The organism is Burkholderia sp. BCC1988, from assembly GCF_905339895.1.
Taxonomy (GTDB): domain Bacteria; phylum Pseudomonadota; class Gammaproteobacteria; order Burkholderiales; family Burkholderiaceae; genus Burkholderia.
Map to the genome: position 1 here is coordinate 154798 of NZ_CAJPHA010000005.1, position 15767 is coordinate 170564.

Here is a 15767-nt window from a genome sequence, read left to right on the forward strand (position 1 = left end):
GCGCGCCGCCGCGCCCGATTGCCGATCGGACGCGGCGGCGGCGGATGAGGGCGTAACGCTTACTGCAGGCCGAAGTCGACGCGCGTCGTCGCGCCCTTGTCCTCGATGCCCTTCGCATCGAGCTTCGGCGCCACGACGAACATGCGGCTCGCATCGATCTTGCCGTCGAGGTACTGGCGCACGGCCTGCGCGCGCTGCTGCGCGAGCGCGCGCAGCGCGTTGTCGTCGGCCGGCGCGTGATCGGCGAGCGCCTGCTTCATGTCCGCATCGGGCAGCGTCTTCTGCAGGCCGATCAGGTTGCGCGGCTTCTTGAAGTCGGCGTCCTTGTACGCGCGCGTCAGGTACTTGGTGTACTCGGCCGGTTCGACCTTCACCGACATCGGATCGATGCTCTCGCCCTGGCCGACCACGTCCTTCAGCTTCTGCTGGCGAACCAGCCGTTCGACGTACGCGTCGCGCAACCCCGGCGTGTCCTTCGCCGGATCGACGCGGCCGATCAGGTCCAGCCGGATCGACGGCTTCTCGGTCAGCATCTTCACGACGGTATCGAGCTTCTTCTGCTGCGCGTCGGTCAGCTCGTACGCGCCCGGCGCGAACTCGACGTAGCCGAGATCCTCGCCGCCGCTGCCGCCGAACGCATTCGCGAGCAGCGTGAACGGCGACGTGACCGCCTTCGCGATCAGGTTCAGCACCGCGCGCCAGATCAGCCCGCCGACGCTGAACTCCGGATTCGACAGCGAGCCCGACACCGGCAGGTTCACGTCGATCTGGCCGCGCGTGTTCTTCAGGAGCGAGATCGCGAGCTTCACCGGCAGCTTGGTCGCCGTGTCGTTTTCGACGTGATCGCCGAACGTGAGCTGGTCGATGAAGATGTGGTTGTTCGCCTGAAGCTGGTCGTTCGCGAGCTGGTAGTGCAGGTCGACGTTGAGCTTGCCCTTCGTGATCGGGTAGCCGGCGTACTTCGCCGAATACGGCGTCAGGTTGGTCAGCTCGATGTCGTGCGCGGTCGCCGTGAGATCCAGCGCGGGCTTGTCGATCAGCGGGTTCACCGAGCCCTTGATCGAGATCGGCCCGTTGCCCGCGAGGTTCGCGGCGACGTCGACCGGCGCGGACGTCATCGAGTCCGTGCCGAACGCGCCGACCGTCCCCTTGATCGCGACCAGGTTCGCCGTGTAGTTCGGCTTGATGAAGTTGTCGGTGTAGGTCACGCGGCCGTCCTGCAGCAGAAGCTCGCCGAAATGCATGCGCACCGGATTCTGCGGCGGCGGCGCGGCCTTCACGACGACCGTCGCCGATGCGGCGGCCGGCGCCGACGCCTGCTGCGCGGCCGCGGCCGACGAGGCCTGCGCGGCGGCGGCCGGCGGCGTCATGCCCGGCGACAGCGGCACCGGTTCGGGCTTGCTCGCGTCGCGCGTCAGCGACTGCGCGGGGCCCGTCTCCTTCGCGACGACGTCCTTCAGGTTCAGCCGCCCCTGCGCATCGAGCAGCACGCGGCCGTAGAAGTTCGAGAACGTCACGCGCGCGGCGTCGACGTCGGTGCCCTTCTCGTCGTGGTTCACCTTCAGGTTCGACAGCGCGAGCGAGCGCCAGCCGGCGAACGGGTCGGACGTCGCCTTGTCGAGCATCCGCACGTCGACCAGCGCGACGTCGCCGCGATAGGTCGCGCGCGGCATGTCCTTCACCTGCGCGAACGTCAGGTTGCCCTGCGCGTTGAGCAGCGCGCTCGCGATGGTCGCGTTCAGCGCGCTGCCGAAGTACGGCTCGAACGCGGCCGCGTCGAGGCGGTTGCCGTTGATCTTCAGGCCGAGCTTCAGCGGCTGCGCGGTCACGTCGCCCGACACGTTCACCGAGCCCTTGCGGTTCAGCGTCGCCTTCAGCTGCACCGGCAGCGGCTTCGTCAGGTCGTCGCTGATCTTCTGCACCGACAGGTCGAGCGGCTTGATCGCGAGCTTCACCGGGCGCGGCGTCGACAGGTCCGTGAAGTTCGCGGACGATTCCTTCACGTTCAGCGCGTCGATCCGGTAATGCCATGACGGCGCGGCCGCCGCAGCCTTGCGCGCGACCGTGCGCCTGGGCACCGCCGCCTGCGCGGGTTCGCCCAGCGCCGCCAGGTCGATCTTGCCGTCCTTCAGGCGCTTCACGTCGAGCGCGAGCCCGGTCGCGTCGACGCTCGCGATTTCCGCGCTGCGCGCGGCGACGTCGACCTTCGTGATCTTCGCGCTCGCGTCGGGCAGCACGATCGCGGGCGCCTTCGCGTCCGGCGTCGCGAGCTTCAGCGACTTCAGGCTCACCGTGCTGTCGGCGACCTGCGCGTCGAGCGGCGTCTTGCCCCAGTCGGCCTTCGCGTTGACGCTCGCGCCGAGCGTGCCGTCGAGCACGCGCGCGCGGGTCGCCTCGCCGAGATACGGCTGCAGCGCCGGCAGCGCGAGCGCATCGACCGTCAGCTTCGTGTCGGCCTGCTTCGCCGCCAGGCTGAACGCGCCTTCGGCCTTCAGGTCGCCGCCGCGCGACAACGACGTCGACAACGTGTATTTCGCGGGCGTCTTGCCCTGCAGCGCAAAGCCGTCGAGCGTCGCGGCCAGCTTCGTCAGCGACAGCGCGGTCGGCGTCGCCGGCACGCGATCGTCGACGTTGATCGTGCCGCCGTCGATCGCGAGATGACGGATCGTCAGGTCGAGCGGCGGCGCTTCCTTCGCGGCGGCTTCGGCCTTCGTGCCGCTCGCGGCGGCGACGGCGGCGGCTTCGCTCGATGCGGTGGCACCCGATGCGGCAGCGGCCGACGAAGCAGCGGCCGGCTTGCCGGCGGCCGCCTTCGGCGCGGCAGACGGCTGGCCGGCGAGCTTCTCGACGTTCAGCACGCCCTGCTTGTCGCGCGCCAGGTCGACGACCGGCTGGTCGAGCCGGATCTCGTCGAAATGCAGCACGTTGCGCAGCGGCTCGAGGCCGGCGGCCGCGACGTGCACGCCGCGCGCGGCGAACAGCGGCGCGGACGCGCGGTCGGTCACCTTCGCGTCGTTGAGATCGACGGTGCCCGACACGCGCAGCGCGGGTGTGTCGCCGCTCATCACGAAGTTCAGCTTCAGGTCGCTGCTCAGGAGGCCGCTCGTGACGATCACCGGCAGCTTCGCCGGCGCATACGAAATCAGCTTCGGCACGTCGAGCCGGTCGAACGTCAGCGCGACTTCCGACTCGCGCGACTGCGCGAACGGCTTCGTCCTGCCGTCGATCGCGATCGGGCTGCCGTCGAACCGCGCGCGCAGCCTCGGCTGCACGAAGATGTCGGTCTTCGACGGCAGCGTCGCGATGAACGGGATGCCGAGCGTCCAGTTGTCGACCACGTGCTTTTCGTTCAGCAGGCGGTCGTCGAAGTCGATCCGGCCGTCGTTGACCTGGATGTTCGACACCGAGAAAAGTGTCGGCTTGCTTTCGGGTTTGGACGGCGTCGAGAACTTCTCGATCAGGTCGGTGAAGTTGAAGCGCTGCGCGTCGTAACGGACGATATGGAAGCGCGGCGAGTCGACGCGCACTTCGTTGACGATCGGCGCGCCGCGGAACAGCGACGACCACGACGGCCTGACGACGAGCTTGCCGATGTCGATGAAGTCGCCCTGGCCGCCGCGCTCGCCGACGTGCACGCCGTCGGCTTCGAGGTTCAGCGTGTACGGATTCAGCGCGACGCGCTGGACCGTGGACGGCCGGCCGAGCTGCTGGCTCAGTTGCTGTTCGGCGATGTGGCGGATCAGCGGCGGCGCCGCGAAGAACCCGAGCAGTCCGAATAAAACGAGGAAGATCAGCACGCCGAGGCCGATACGCCGGGTCCGGCGCGAGCGTGCAACGCCGCCGAGGGCATGGAGGGTCGAGGGTACGGTTTCTTTGTCTGCGCTTGCCATGCTTGGATGCCTCGGGATTGGATGCCGGGCCGCGCCGGAAAACCGGCACGGCCGTGCACGCTATCCCGAAAGTATAGGCTCAGGTGGTGACGGAACGACGTTCGGGCGCTGCTGCCGCGCCCGCGGATCGGACAGCGGCGGCGCCCGTCGGTTCATTTCCGGACGACGACGGGCGGCATCCACGAGCCGTCGCTCGCTTGCGGCTTCGGCGCGTACAGCCGCAGCGCGAGCGCGAAATCGGTGCGCGGCGCCGGCAGCCAGTTGGCCGCATGCGTGCCGCCCGGCGATGCCGACACGACCACGTCGATCGAGCCGTCGTGGTTGCGGCGCAACCGGTCGCGGTCGCCGAGCGAGCGGCGCGCCGAGCCGACGTCGGGCAGCGCACCGTTCGTCGCGTACGGCGTGAGCGTCCAGAACCCGCGCACCGGCGGCAACGCGCCGGGCGCGAAATGCAGCACGTAGCGGTTCGCGCCGTTCAGCGCATGGCCGTCGCTGTCGACGCGCACGAACGCGAGCGTCTCGTCGTCGCGTGTCGCGGTGCCGAACTGCGTGTAGGCCGCGTACGCGCGCAGCGTGTAATCCTGACCGTACTTGCCGGCCGTGTCGCCGATCCAGCTCCAGCCGTTCGCGTTGAGCAGGTTCGACGGCGGTGTCGCGAGCCGCGCGCGCGCCTCGGCGACGCCGGCCGTCGCGGCGTTCAGGCGATCGCCCGTCCACAGCACCGGGTAGCCGGCCGTCACGCCGATGTCCTTCAGCTGTTCTTGCGCGTGCGCATCGTCGGCCGGTGCCGGGTTGTCCTGCAGCGCCTGCGCGAAGCGCGTGAAGAACGCCTTCGGGTCGAGCGCGGCCACCTGCTCGGCCGGCGTGCCGCCGCTCGCCGCTTCCGACGGCGCGCTGCCCGCATGGACCGCGACCGACGCGCCGCGCGCGCTGCCCGTATAGACGGACAGCGGCACCACGCGGATCGTCCGCTGCAGTTTCTTCACGTTCGTGAGGTCGCGCCCGCCGCTCGTCTGCAGCCGCACTTCGAGCCACGCGTTGGCCGACGGCACGTCGATCCGCAATGCGCCCTTCGGCAGCGTGCCTTGCCAGTCCTTTGCGGCGAAGGCAATCGTTTGCGCTCTCACGACGCCGCGAGCGCCACGCGCCGCCACGCTCGACGCCGACCACAGCACGTTCGTCCACATGTCGAGCGCGCGCGCATCCCAGTAACGGCCGCGGGTGTCCGGCAGCGTCACGATCACCGGCTCGGCGCCAACGTCGAGCCAGCCGGTCGAGTCGAGCGTGTCGACGCCCGGCAGCGGCGGGTTGAGCGCGCCGACGGGCGGCAGCGCCTGCGCGTGACGCAGCGTGTTGAGCGGCGCCTGGCCCGGCTGCGCGCCGTCGCCGCCCGTCGCGGCTTCCTTCGCGACGTCCATCAGCACGAGCGGATACGCGTATACATAAGAGTCGGCCACTTCGGCGCGCATCCAGCCGGTTTTCCGCTGGATCGCATCCGGTTGCGACGCGCATCCTGCCAGCAGCGTCGCCAGGGCCAGCGACGCGCCTGCCGCGCGCCGCAGAGCAATTGATTCTCGTAGGTTTTCAATCATTGAATACTGGCCGAATATCGTTCTTGTCAGTCAACGCCTTGTTCGACTCACGATCGGCGAAGGCAAGGCACCCCAGCCTGCCCGGTCGCCGCTTCGCCGGGCGGACGCTGATGTCAGGCCGGTATCATAGCGCCTAAGGGCATCCCCCAATATGCCGAATAACGGGCGCAGCAGTAGCCGGCTTGTCGTCAGCCTGAATTTCCGCTGATCCGGCCCCTTGTACGAAGCGGTCCGCCGCCTGCGCTGGCCGGGCATGACAGGCGAGAATGCGTTGGCCGTCGACACGATCCTGTATTGCATCCCCCCTTGACCTTCCCATCATGGGAATGTTGATACTGACATCATTCGCGGCTCGATCCGCGCTCTTGGGGAATCCGACATGACTGAACCACTCGCCTCCGCAGCCCTGCAAACGGTCGAACTGACCGTCGACGGCATGCATTGCGGCGGCTGCACCGGCCGTGTGCAACGTGCGCTGGCTGCGGTGCCGGGCGTCGTCGAGGCCGCGGTCGATCTCGACGCGCATGCGGCCACGGTCACAGCGCATGATGCGGTCACGCCGGCGCAACTCGTCGATGCGATCGGCGCCGCCGGCTATCGCGCTACCGTGCGCGAAGCGACGGGCGCAGCCGCGGCGGCCGCGCCCGCGGGGCACGCGACGCGCGTCGCAGCACCGCCGGTAACGGCAACGGCATTGCCCACCACCGCCACCGCCACCGCCACCACGATCGAACTCGATATCGACGGCATGACCTGCGCGTCGTGCGTGTCGCGCGTGGAGAAAGCACTCGCGAAAGTGCCGGGCGTCACGCGCGCAACGGTCAACCTCGCGACCGAACGCGCGACGGTCGACGCCGCAGCGGACGTTTCCGCGTCGCAACTGGCGGATGCCGTCAGGCAGGCCGGTTATGGTGCGACGCCGCTCGCACCGGATACCGCCGCCCTCCCTGCCTCGTCCGTGCCTCCGGCATCCGCCAGCCTCGAACTCGCCATCGACGGGATGACCTGCGCGTCATGCGTGTCGCGCGTCGAAAAGGCGCTGGAGAAGGTGCCGGGCGTCACGCATGCGTCGGTCAATCTCGCGACCGAACGCGCGTCGGTGCATGGCACCAGCGCGCTCGACGCCGCCACGCTGATCGAGGCGGTCACGACGGCCGGCTATCGGGCGTCGCTCGCCGCCACCGCGGACGTGGGCGCCTCGACCGACGCCACCGCCGGCGCCGACACCGGCGCCGCCGCGCAAGCCCCCGACGCCCGCAAGCAACGCGAAGCAATCCGCGAGCGCAATCTCGTGATCGGCTCGGCCGTGCTGAGCGCGCCGCTCGTCGTGCCGATGCTCGTCGCGCCGTTCGGTTTCGACGCGATGCTGCCCGGCTGGCTGCAGCTCGTGCTCGCGTCGATCGTCCAGTTCGGCTTCGGCGCGCGCTTCTACCGCGCCGCCTGGCATGCGGTGAAGGCACGCACGGGCAACATGGACCTGCTCGTCGCACTCGGCACGTCGGCCGCGTTCGGCCTGAGCCTGTGGATGCTGCTGCGCGACCCCGCGCACCCCGGCCACCTGTATTTCGAGGCATCGGCCGTCATCGTCACGCTGGTGCGCTTCGGCAAATGGCTCGAAGCGCGCGCGAAACGCCAGACGACCGAGGCGATCCGCGCGCTGAACGCGCTGCGTCCGGACCGTGCGCGCGTCGTCGAGCACGGTGTCGAACGCGACGTGCCGCTCGCGCAGGTGCGCGTCGGCACGACCGTCAGCATCCGTCCCGGCGAGCGTGTGCCCGTCGATGGCCGGATCGTGTCGGGCCGCTCGCACGTCGACGAATCGCTGATCACCGGTGAAAGCCTGCCGGTGCCGAAGGACGACGGCGATCCGGTCACGGCCGGGTCGATCAACGGCGAAGGCGCGCTCGTCGTCGAAACCACCGCGATCGGCGCGGAAACGACGCTCGCACGCATCATCCGCCTCGTCGAATCCGCCCAGGCGGAGAAAGCGCCGATCCAGCGGCTCGTCGATCGCGTCAGCGAAGTGTTCGTGCCGGCGATCCTCGGCATCGCCGTGCTGACGCTGATCGGCTGGCTGATCGCCGGCGCCGGCACCGAAACGGCGATCCTCAACGCGGTCGCGGTGCTCGTCATCGCGTGCCCGTGCGCGCTCGGCCTCGCGACGCCCGCGGCGATCATGGCCGGCACCGGCGTCGCGGCCCGCCACGGCGTGCTGATCAAGGACGCCCAGGCGCTCGAACTCGCGCAGCGCACCACCGTGATCGCGTTCGACAAGACCGGCACGCTGACCGAAGGCAAACCGTCCGTGACGGCGTTCGACGCCGTCGGCATCCCGCGTGAGCAGGCGCTCACGCTCGCGGCCGCGGTCCAGCGGCAAAGCGATCACCCGCTCGCGCGCGCGGTGGTCGCCGCACACGATGCTGACGTCTTGGCCCGCGGCGGCGGCGCGGGTTCGGCCGAGATCGTCGCGGCCGATGCGCGCGCGGTGGCCGGACGCGGCGTCGAAGCGCGTGTCGACGGGCAGCTTCTCGCGCTCGGCAGCACCCGCTGGCGCGATGAACTCGGCATCGTCGTGCCGCCCGAACTCGACGCGCGTGCCGCGGAACTCGAACGCGCGGGCAATACGATTTCGTGGCTGATGCGCGCCGATGCGCCGCGTGCGCTGCTCGCGCTGATCGCGTTCGGCGACACCGTGAAGCCCGGCGCGCGCGACGCGGTCGCGGCCCTGTCGGCACGGGGCGTCGCGAGCGTGCTCGTGACGGGCGACAACCGCGGCAGCGCGGCGGCCGTCGCAGCGACGCTCGGGATCGGCGAAGTGCATGCGCAGGTGCTGCCCGACGACAAGGCACGCGTGGTGGCCGAACTGAAGCGTACGCACGGCGGAATCGTCGCGATGGTCGGCGACGGGATCAACGACGCGCCCGCGCTCGCCGCGGCCGATGTCGGCATCGCAATGGCCACCGGCACCGACGTCGCGATGCACACGGCCGGCATCACGCTGATGCGCGGCGACCCGGCGCTCGTCGCCGATGCGATCGACATCTCGAAGCGGACGTACCGGAAGATCCAGCAGAACCTGTTCTGGGCGTTCGTCTACAACCTGATCGGCGTGCCGCTCGCGGCGCTCGGCTGGTTGAATCCGGTGATCGCGGGGGCAGCGATGGCGTTTTCCAGCGTCAGCGTCGTGACGAATGCGTTGCTGCTGAGGAGATGGAAAGGGCGGGCGCGATGAGCCGGCGCGGCGCGAAAACGGGCGGGACTGCAACCCGCACGCTCGCCGCCGCGCGCAGGATTCAACGGCTTCGACGAATCCAGAAACAATACGCGCCGATCGCGACCAGCATTGCGCCATCGACAATACCCAGCAACGGGAGCGGATTCGTCCACTTGTCCATATTGGTCGTCCGCGCGTAGTAGGGTGGTCCGTCGCCGTATGCCTCTTCGAGATTGATCGCGTTGAACGCAAAAACGAGCAGGATCGAAATCAGCAGCGCCACACCAATCAAGATATGCAACGGGCGTTTTCGCATGTCAGTATTGAATCGTCAGTGGAACGTAGCACTCGGGCGCGTCCTTCGTCGCCGCCTCGATGTCTCGAACGAAATTTTCCATTCCGGAATGAAGATTGATGCATCCGGCAGATCCCGCGTTCGTGCCACCATGGATGAAGAATCCACCGCGACCGAACGCTCGGGTTCCGGGCATGACATGAATGGTCAGTCGGTGATCGCCCCATGCTGCGTATGAGTACGCCAAACTGTTGGCCCGCTCATCATAGGATCCACACTGGATTTCGGTTGCCATGCAGGTTGGGCGCCCCGCGTTCAAAAGACCAAATCGGGCTCGCGGGCCCGTCCAGAGCGCGCCACGGCCCACGCGTGTGCTTACGTCAAATCGTGTCGAAACGAAAACGTTGCGCCTGCGGTGTCGAATCTTCGTCGTTAGCCAGAGACGACCGGCTTGATCAGCGTCGTCGTGATCGGCGCGAAGCCGCACGCCCGATACAGCGCACGGGCAGCCGTGTTGTGATTGAACACCGACAGCCCGATCTCGGTGACGCCATGGCGGCGCGCCTCGGCCTCCAGCGCATCGAGCGCGCGTGTGGCCCAGCCTTGGCGGCGCCGGGACGGGACGATGTCGAGGTCGTAGATGAACAGCGTGCGGTTCGGCCCTTCGGGCACGATCGCGTACCAGAGATCGCCGACCGTGTCGCCGCTGGCAGCGTCGATCAGTTGGACGAGTGTCTGGCCGGAAGTGAGCAGGCCGTCGGGCAGCAGCGTATCGAAGCAGGCGCGGGCGCGGCTCGCCGCGTCGTCGGCCGCATTCTGCCCGGACGACACGAGATCGCGCGCGTAGCCGTCGATGGCGCGCGTACGGTATGCGTGGAATTCACCGGCCGTCATCGGCCGCATCTGCAGCATGGCCCGGGTGTCGCGAGGGAAGTCGGACTTCCAGTGTAGCGGGACGGTCACACCGGCGCGCGATGCGACGGCGGAAAGCGGGCAGGCAGTCGCGGCGAGCGCTGCGCCGGATCAGCGGATCAGCGGATCAGCGGATCAGCGGATCAGCGGATCAGCGAATCAGCGAATCAGCGAATCAGCGAATCAGCGAATCAGCGAATCAGCGAATCAGCGAATCAGCGAATCAGCGAATCAGCGACGATACAGGACGATCGGCACGAGGTTCGCACGACGCACGCGCTCGGCTTCGGCGCGACGCGCAGCGTACGAATATTCCGCGTCGAGCGGCAGGTGCGGGGAGACGAACAGGTCGTCGATCTTTTGCAGCAGGGCAAGAATGAAGCTCATGTGAGACTCCTGACAGATGGCGCTAGGGTTTTCCCTTAGATGGACTTCATTCTAAGGGTTTTCCCTGAACTCTGCCAGCGCGCCGCATCAGTTTGCCGCACCCGTGCAACGGCCAATGGACGGTCTCCCGCGACGCGCCTTGCCAGGCCGGGGTTTGCAGGTAGGGTCGGACGATTTAGTGCGTTCGACGCGCGCGCTTCGCGGCCGTCGCCTCACGGTTCGCATTGCGCTGCAGCCGGTCGACCTGCGACAGCATCGCTTCGTGGTGTTCCGCGAGCGTCATCAGCGTTGCCTGCTGCGTCGACAGATCGGCAGCCAGCCGGTCGATCCGCTGTTGCCGGGCATCCAGCTCCTGCTTCAGGTGCGCGATCTGCCGTGTTTGCAGCACCAGTGCGGTGAGCCCCGCGAACACGACGATCGCCAGCGCCAGCAGCAGCCGGTTGACGCGACGCATCTCGCGATCGGCCGCCTGCTTCATGCCGGCCGTGTCGGCCTGCAGGGTGGCGAGCCGATCCGACAGCGGGCGCAGATGCGTGTCGGGATCGAAGGCTGGCCCGCTCGACGCGGCCGGTTGCGCGCGATCCGCCGACGGCTTCGTCACGAACGACGCCGCGGACGCCACCGGCTGCACGACCGGCGAGACCGGTGCTGCGGCTGCTCGCGCAGCATCACGGGTACTCGCGGCAATCGCGGCAGCGACCGGCCCGGCCGGTTCGGCGCTCGCCTGCGGTTCGGCGGTCGCCTGCGGTTCGGCGGACGGCGCAGTGTGCTGCGCCGGAGTCGCCTCCGCCCCGGCGCCGACAGGCGCTGCTCCCGGCGCACTGCGCACCGCTGGCGCTGCCGCTTCGCGCGTGCCGGCAGTCGCACGTCGCTTGCCGCCGGAGGATGCGCGACGCCCCTTCGTGGTCTCGCCGGGCGCCCGCGCCGCGTCATCGTGTGCGACCGGCACGGCGGCACCTTCGGCCTCCCCGCCCGCTTTCACGAGACGATCGGCGATGACGGCCTCGACCGCACCGCCCACCGCATCGGCATTCGCGGTCGAACGATCGGCGTTCGTCCCGGCCGCGCCGCCGGCTTCCGACACGCTGCCGGCCTTCATCTGGCCGCCGCCCGTTGCCGACTCACCAGCTGCGGGCGCGCCGCCACCATCGGACAGCCGCGCCCCGCCAGGTTTCGTCGTGTCTGCAGCGGGCGCGGGCACGACATCTGCACCGACCGCATCGCCGTTTCCACGCGTCGAAGCCGACTCCGTCGCCGTCGCGACGTCGGGCGCCGGCTCGACCGCCCCGGCAGCGGCGCCCGGCGTCGCGAATCCGTCCAGCGTCGCCTGCCGAGCGGCGTCCTCGCCGTCCGCAACGGCGGCCACCGTTTCGGCGTCCGCCACCGCGTCATCACGCGTGACGGCCGGCGCACGCGCAGCCGGCTCGCGCACCGGATCGCCGAACAGGTCGAGCGTGTGTTCGTCCCGCGGCGCATCGCCGCCCGCGTTGCCGGACCGCGCGGTTGCCTTGGCGGCGGTGTCTGCCGCGGCCGCGACGGAACGCGGGCGCGAACGGGCCGATGAACGGTCGGAGCGGGAATGGGAACGGGAGCGAGGCACGGAAACGGATTCGGTCATGGAGTCGGATTGCAGGCCCGCGAGCGCGGAACCGAAGGTCGAACGGAATCAGTGACCGGCCATTGTCGCATGACCGATCGCCGATCCGGCCGATCGGATGCCGTCTATTCGTCGCCCGGCAACCCGCCGCCTTGCTCGAATCGCGTCACGCACGACAGCCCGCGCAGCTTGTCGCAGATCGCGCGGTATTCGAGATCCGACACGCGCCCGAGCGCGATGCGCACCTCGTCGTGCTCGCCCGTGTCGTCGGCGCGCTGCACGATGAATTGCTTCACGCGCGCGCTGTCGGGGCCGAGCGCCGCGTGCAGCGAATCGAACGTCAGCGCGCCGCTCACCACCGTCAGCGCGAGCTGACGCCGCTGCCGCACCGTGAAGTAGCGCCGCTCGAGCGGCTTGATGCCGGCCAGGATGATCAGGATGATGAGCGTCGCGGCAATCGCCGCGACGTACAGGCCGCCGCCCACCGCGAGGCCGATCGCGGCGACCGACCACAGGCTCGCGGCCGTCGTCAGCCCGCGCACGATCTCGCCGCGCAGCAGGATCGAGCCCGCGCCGAGAAAACCGATCCCCGATACCACCTGCGCGGCGATCCGCGACGGATCGAGCACGACGTGGTCGCCGCTGCCCAGCACATCGGCGAAACCGAATGCCGACACGATCATGATGAGCGTCGAACCGACACAGACCAGCATGTGCGTGCGCAGGCCGGCCGCCCAGGAAAGGCGCTCGCGCTCAAAGCCGATGACGCTGCCGAGCGCCGCCGCGAGAACCAGCCGCATCACGAGTTCCAGGTTGTCGAGCATCCGATTTTTCTCCTTTTTTGGCGTCGGCCGCGCGGAATGTTTTATCCTTGGCCCCGGCCGCGCCGATCCTCCGGGCCGCGCCGACACGTTTCGATCCAAGCGCATAACCCCGTCATGTCCGTTTCCGACTCCGCTTCCGCCCAGGCCGCCCAGTTGCGCCGTCATTTCGCGCACGTCGTCTTGCCGATCTGGCAGGGTTCAGGGTTCGACCACACGCTGCGGCTACCGTTCGAGGCCGTCGATCCGGCCAGCCATGCACCGCTGCCCGTCACCCGTTATCGCGCCATGGCCTGCGCGCGGCAGCTGTTCGTGTTCGCGCAGGCCGGCAACATCGCGCACGCGGCCACGCTGTTCGACTCGCTGTGCGGCCGCTTCCGCGACCCGCGCCACGGCGGCTGGTTCTACAGCGTCGACGCGCAAGGCGCGCCGCTCGACACGACCAAGGACCTCTATACGCATGCGTTCGTCGTGTTCGCGTGTGCCGCGTGGCATGCGGCGTCGGGCGACGCCGCGGCGCGCGCGGCCGCCGAGGACACCGCCGCGCTGATCCAGGACCGCTTCGCGCCGCAGCCGGGCGACGCGCTGCTCGACGCCGCGCGTCACGCCGATTTCTCGTCGTCGGGCAGCGGCGCGCTGCAAAACCCGCTGATGCACCTGACCGAAGCGTGGCTCGCGGCCGCCGATGCGTTCGGCGACGCGGCGTTCGACGATGCGCTCGCGCGCACCGCGCAGGCCGTCGAACGCACGTTCATCGATACCGTGACCGGCTGCGTCGCCGAGCTGCCGCTCGGGGCGGCCGACAACCGCTTCGAGCCCGGCCATCAGTTCGAGTGGTTCTATCTGGTCGACGCGGCCGGCGCGCGCCTCGCGCAAACCGGGCTGCCCGACGCACTCGCGCGCGCGTTCGCGTTCGCCGAGCAGCACGGGGTCGATCCGCAGACGGGCGCCGTGTGCGCGGCGGTCGACGCACGAGGCGCATGCCTCGACGGCACGCAGCGGATCTGGGCGCAGACCGAATACCTGCGCGCGCTCGCGACGCACGGCGGCACGCCGGCGTCCGCGCCGCTCGCGCGGCAGATCGAGCGCTTCGCCGCGCGCTTCCTGCATCCGCGCGGCTGGTTCGAGTGCAAGACGGCCGACGGGCAGGTGTCGCGCGCCGACATGCCGTCGACGACGCCCTACCACCTCGCGACCGCTTACGCGGCGCTGCCCGCCGTTTCGTAACCGGCGTCGGCCGGCGACGGCGACCCGCGAACGTCGCGAACGCCGCGAGCCGCGCGCGCGTCGCCCAGTTCGAACACCGACACCGCCTGCATCAGGTGCGCGGTCTGGTCGTTCAGCGACGCAGCCGCCGCCGCGACTTCCTCCACCAGTGCCGCGTTCTGCTGCGTCAGCTGGTCCATTTGCGTGACGGCCTGGTTGACCTGCTCGATGCCGACGGTCTGCTCGACCGACGCGGCCGTGATCTCCGACATCGTCTGCACGACCCGCGTGATCGACGCCGAGACCGTCCGCATCGCGTCGCCGGCCCGTTCGACGAGTTCCGAGCCGCCGTCGATCTGCGCGACCGACTCCTCGATCAGCGCCTTGATCTCCTTCGCCGATTGCGCGCTGCGCTGCGCGAGCGAGCGCACTTCGCCCGCGACCACCGCGAAACCGCGACCCTGCTCGCCGGCCCGCGCGGCCTCGACCGCCGCGTTCAGCGCGAGGATGTTGGTCTGGAACGCGATGCCGTCGATCACCGAAATGATCTCCGCGATCCGCCCGGAGCTCTGCGCGATGCCGCGCATCCGGTCGATCACGCTGTCGACCACGCCGCCGCCGTGGCGCGTCGCGTCGAGCGCCGCGTCGGCCAGCGCGCTGGCCGCACGTGCGCTGTCGGTGTTCTGGCGCACGGTCGCGGTCAGTTCCTCCATGCTCGCGGCGGTTTCCTCGAGCGACGCGGCCTGCGTGCCCGTGCGCGCGGACAGGTCCGCGTTGCCGCCGGCGATCTCGCCCGCGCCGAGGTGGATCGCGTCAGATGCGTGACGCACGGTGCGCACGGTGTCCGCGATGCTCGCCTGCATCGCGGCGAGGCCGCGCAGCATCCGGTCGATCTCGAACACGCCGCCCGCCCGCACGGCTTCGTCGAGCCGGCCCTGCGCGATCCGCTCGAAATGGCGGCCGGCTTCGTCCAGCGGCGCGACCACCGCGCGCCGCGCGGCCGCGTAGATGGCCGCGCTTGCCGCGAGCATCGCCACCAGCAGCACGATGCCGACCCACTTGAACCACTGCATCCCGCTGTCGATCGTGGCGAGCGCGTCGCGGCTCGACGCGCCGCCGTAGTCGGCGAAGCGGTGCAGTTCGGCGAGATACGCGTCCTGGAAGCCTTGGGTCGGCTGGTCGAGGAACGCCTGGATGTTGTCGGCGTCGAGGAACTGCACGAGTTCGCCCAGCGCGCCGCGCAGCGCGCGATAGCGCTCGGCGAGCGCCGCGACGCGCGCGCGGTTCGTCGCGTCGACGGCCTGTGCGGCCGTCAGCGCGGCGAACGCCTTGTCCGCTTCGCCGAGCGAAGCGCTGGCATGACGGATGATCTCGTCGGGCTTCGGGCCGCCGCGCACCATCCGCGTGCCGGCGCGCGACAGGTTCACGCGGGCGTCGAGCAGGCGCTCGGTCGCCTGGCTGGCCGCGTCGACCTGCGCGATCGCGACGTTCGACAGATCGTCGACGCCGCTGCGCGTCGACGCGAGCGCCCAGAAGCCGAGCGCCTCGATCGCGAACAGAAAGAGGCAAAACACGGTCAACACGCCGAGCAGACCCGACGCGAGCTTGATTTTTCCGAACATGGGGGAGATTCCTGGAGAGCCGACGATGAAGCAATGCCCCGGCATTAGCGGCATTTCTTCGTCGGACTTTAGGAACATCCGGCGAGAGGCGCCCGGCCAGTCCCCACCATTCCCGTCGAATCGCCGGCAAACGAGGACAACATGCGCGTTCGACGCAATCATCACGTCGCATCGCGCTGGCATCTGCATGAAATGCGGACGAATTTCCTTGCTTATCCGCGGCCCCCTTCC

11 protein-coding genes are annotated in these 15767 nt (G+C 69.5%); 3 read left to right on the top strand and 8 right to left on the bottom strand.

The genetic code is table 11. The annotated features are described in order from the left end of the window. Positions 1 to 59 precede the first annotated feature (59 nt). Together U4012_RS09055 and U4012_RS09060 are read right to left on the bottom strand one after the other, a co-directional pair. The gene (locus U4012_RS09055) at positions 60 to 3890 is read right to left on the bottom strand and encodes a DUF748 domain-containing protein (RefSeq protein ID WP_321797848.1); all 3831 of its coding nucleotides are present in this window, start codon (positions 3888 to 3890) and stop codon (positions 60 to 62) included. 152 nt (positions 3891 to 4042) lie between these two features. Beyond that, positions 4043 to 5482 carry a DUF1254 domain-containing protein gene (locus U4012_RS09060; protein WP_321797850.1) on the bottom strand — a complete coding sequence of 480 codons (1440 nt, stop codon included), beginning with the start codon at positions 5480 to 5482 and terminating at the stop codon, positions 4043 to 4045. 379 nt (positions 5483 to 5861) lie between these two features. Here U4012_RS09060 and U4012_RS09065 point away from each other — a divergent pair, with 379 nt between their 5' ends. Further along, positions 5862 to 8714, top strand: a complete 2853-nt coding sequence (locus U4012_RS09065; protein ID WP_321797852.1) for a heavy metal translocating P-type ATPase — start codon at positions 5862 to 5864, stop codon at positions 8712 to 8714. 61 nt (positions 8715 to 8775) lie between these two features. Here U4012_RS09065 and U4012_RS09070 read toward each other — a convergent pair whose 3' ends face one another. Continuing rightward, positions 8776 to 9012: a hypothetical protein gene (locus U4012_RS09070; protein WP_124520069.1), complete on the bottom strand. Its 237-nt coding sequence runs from the start codon at positions 9010 to 9012 to the stop codon at positions 8776 to 8778. Here U4012_RS09070 and U4012_RS09075 point away from each other — a divergent pair. Beyond that, positions 9011 to 9229: a hypothetical protein gene (locus U4012_RS09075; protein ID WP_185702624.1), complete on the top strand. Its 219-nt coding sequence runs from the start codon at positions 9011 to 9013 to the stop codon at positions 9227 to 9229. The genes U4012_RS09070 and U4012_RS09075 overlap by 2 nt on opposite strands. Positions 9230 to 9423: 194 nt before the next feature. On the opposite strand, the gene U4012_RS09080 is transcribed toward U4012_RS09075, so the two are convergent. The 4 genes from U4012_RS09080 to U4012_RS09095 form a co-directional block, all read right to left on the bottom strand. Further along, positions 9424 to 9903, bottom strand: a complete 480-nt coding sequence (locus tag U4012_RS09080; RefSeq protein ID WP_124486078.1) for a GNAT family N-acetyltransferase — start codon at positions 9901 to 9903, stop codon at positions 9424 to 9426. 231 nt (positions 9904 to 10134) lie between these two features. Then, entirely contained in the window at positions 10135 to 10290 is a 156-nt protein-coding gene (locus U4012_RS09085; protein WP_167359264.1) for a hypothetical protein, read from the bottom strand. 175 nt (positions 10291 to 10465) lie between these two features. Continuing rightward, entirely contained in the window at positions 10466 to 11908 is a 1443-nt protein-coding gene (locus U4012_RS09090; protein WP_321797857.1) for a flagellar hook-length control protein FliK, read from the bottom strand. 104 nt (positions 11909 to 12012) lie between these two features. Further along, positions 12013 to 12711: an MgtC/SapB family protein gene (locus U4012_RS09095; protein ID WP_321797859.1), complete on the bottom strand. Its 699-nt coding sequence runs from the start codon at positions 12709 to 12711 to the stop codon at positions 12013 to 12015. 114 nt (positions 12712 to 12825) lie between these two features. On the opposite strand from U4012_RS09095, the gene U4012_RS09100 reads away from it, so the two are divergent. Next, entirely contained in the window at positions 12826 to 13935 is a 1110-nt protein-coding gene (locus U4012_RS09100) for an AGE family epimerase/isomerase (protein WP_321797861.1), read from the top strand. Here the strand turns inward: U4012_RS09100 and U4012_RS09105 are convergent. Continuing rightward, a complete protein-coding gene (locus tag U4012_RS09105; protein ID WP_321797863.1) occupies positions 13908 to 15536 on the bottom strand; it encodes a methyl-accepting chemotaxis protein in 1629 nt (542 codons plus the stop codon). The genes U4012_RS09100 and U4012_RS09105 overlap by 28 nt on opposite strands. Between the last annotated feature and the right edge of the window lie 231 nt (positions 15537 to 15767).

Coding starts and splice junctions, on each gene's coding strand:
- U4012_RS09055 (WP_321797848.1), bottom strand. CDS start 3,890: ATGGCAAGCGCAGACAAAGAAACCGTACCCTCGACCCTCCATGCCCTC.
- U4012_RS09060 (WP_321797850.1), bottom strand. CDS start 5,482: ATGATTGAAAACCTACGAGAATCAATTGCTCTGCGGCGCGCGGCAGGC.
- U4012_RS09065 (WP_321797852.1), top strand. CDS start 5,862: ATGACTGAACCACTCGCCTCCGCAGCCCTGCAAACGGTCGAACTGACC.
- U4012_RS09075 (WP_185702624.1), top strand. CDS start 9,011: ATGTCAGTATTGAATCGTCAGTGGAACGTAGCACTCGGGCGCGTCCTT.
- U4012_RS09070 (WP_124520069.1), bottom strand. CDS start 9,012: ATGCGAAAACGCCCGTTGCATATCTTGATTGGTGTGGCGCTGCTGATT.
- U4012_RS09080 (WP_124486078.1), bottom strand. CDS start 9,903: ATGCTGCAGATGCGGCCGATGACGGCCGGTGAATTCCACGCATACCGT.
- U4012_RS09085 (WP_167359264.1), bottom strand. CDS start 10,290: ATGAGCTTCATTCTTGCCCTGCTGCAAAAGATCGACGACCTGTTCGTC.
- U4012_RS09090 (WP_321797857.1), bottom strand. CDS start 11,908: ATGACCGAATCCGTTTCCGTGCCTCGCTCCCGTTCCCATTCCCGCTCC.
- U4012_RS09095 (WP_321797859.1), bottom strand. CDS start 12,711: ATGCTCGACAACCTGGAACTCGTGATGCGGCTGGTTCTCGCGGCGGCG.
- U4012_RS09100 (WP_321797861.1), top strand. CDS start 12,826: ATGTCCGTTTCCGACTCCGCTTCCGCCCAGGCCGCCCAGTTGCGCCGT.
- U4012_RS09105 (WP_321797863.1), bottom strand. CDS start 15,536: ATGTTCGGAAAAATCAAGCTCGCGTCGGGTCTGCTCGGCGTGTTGACC.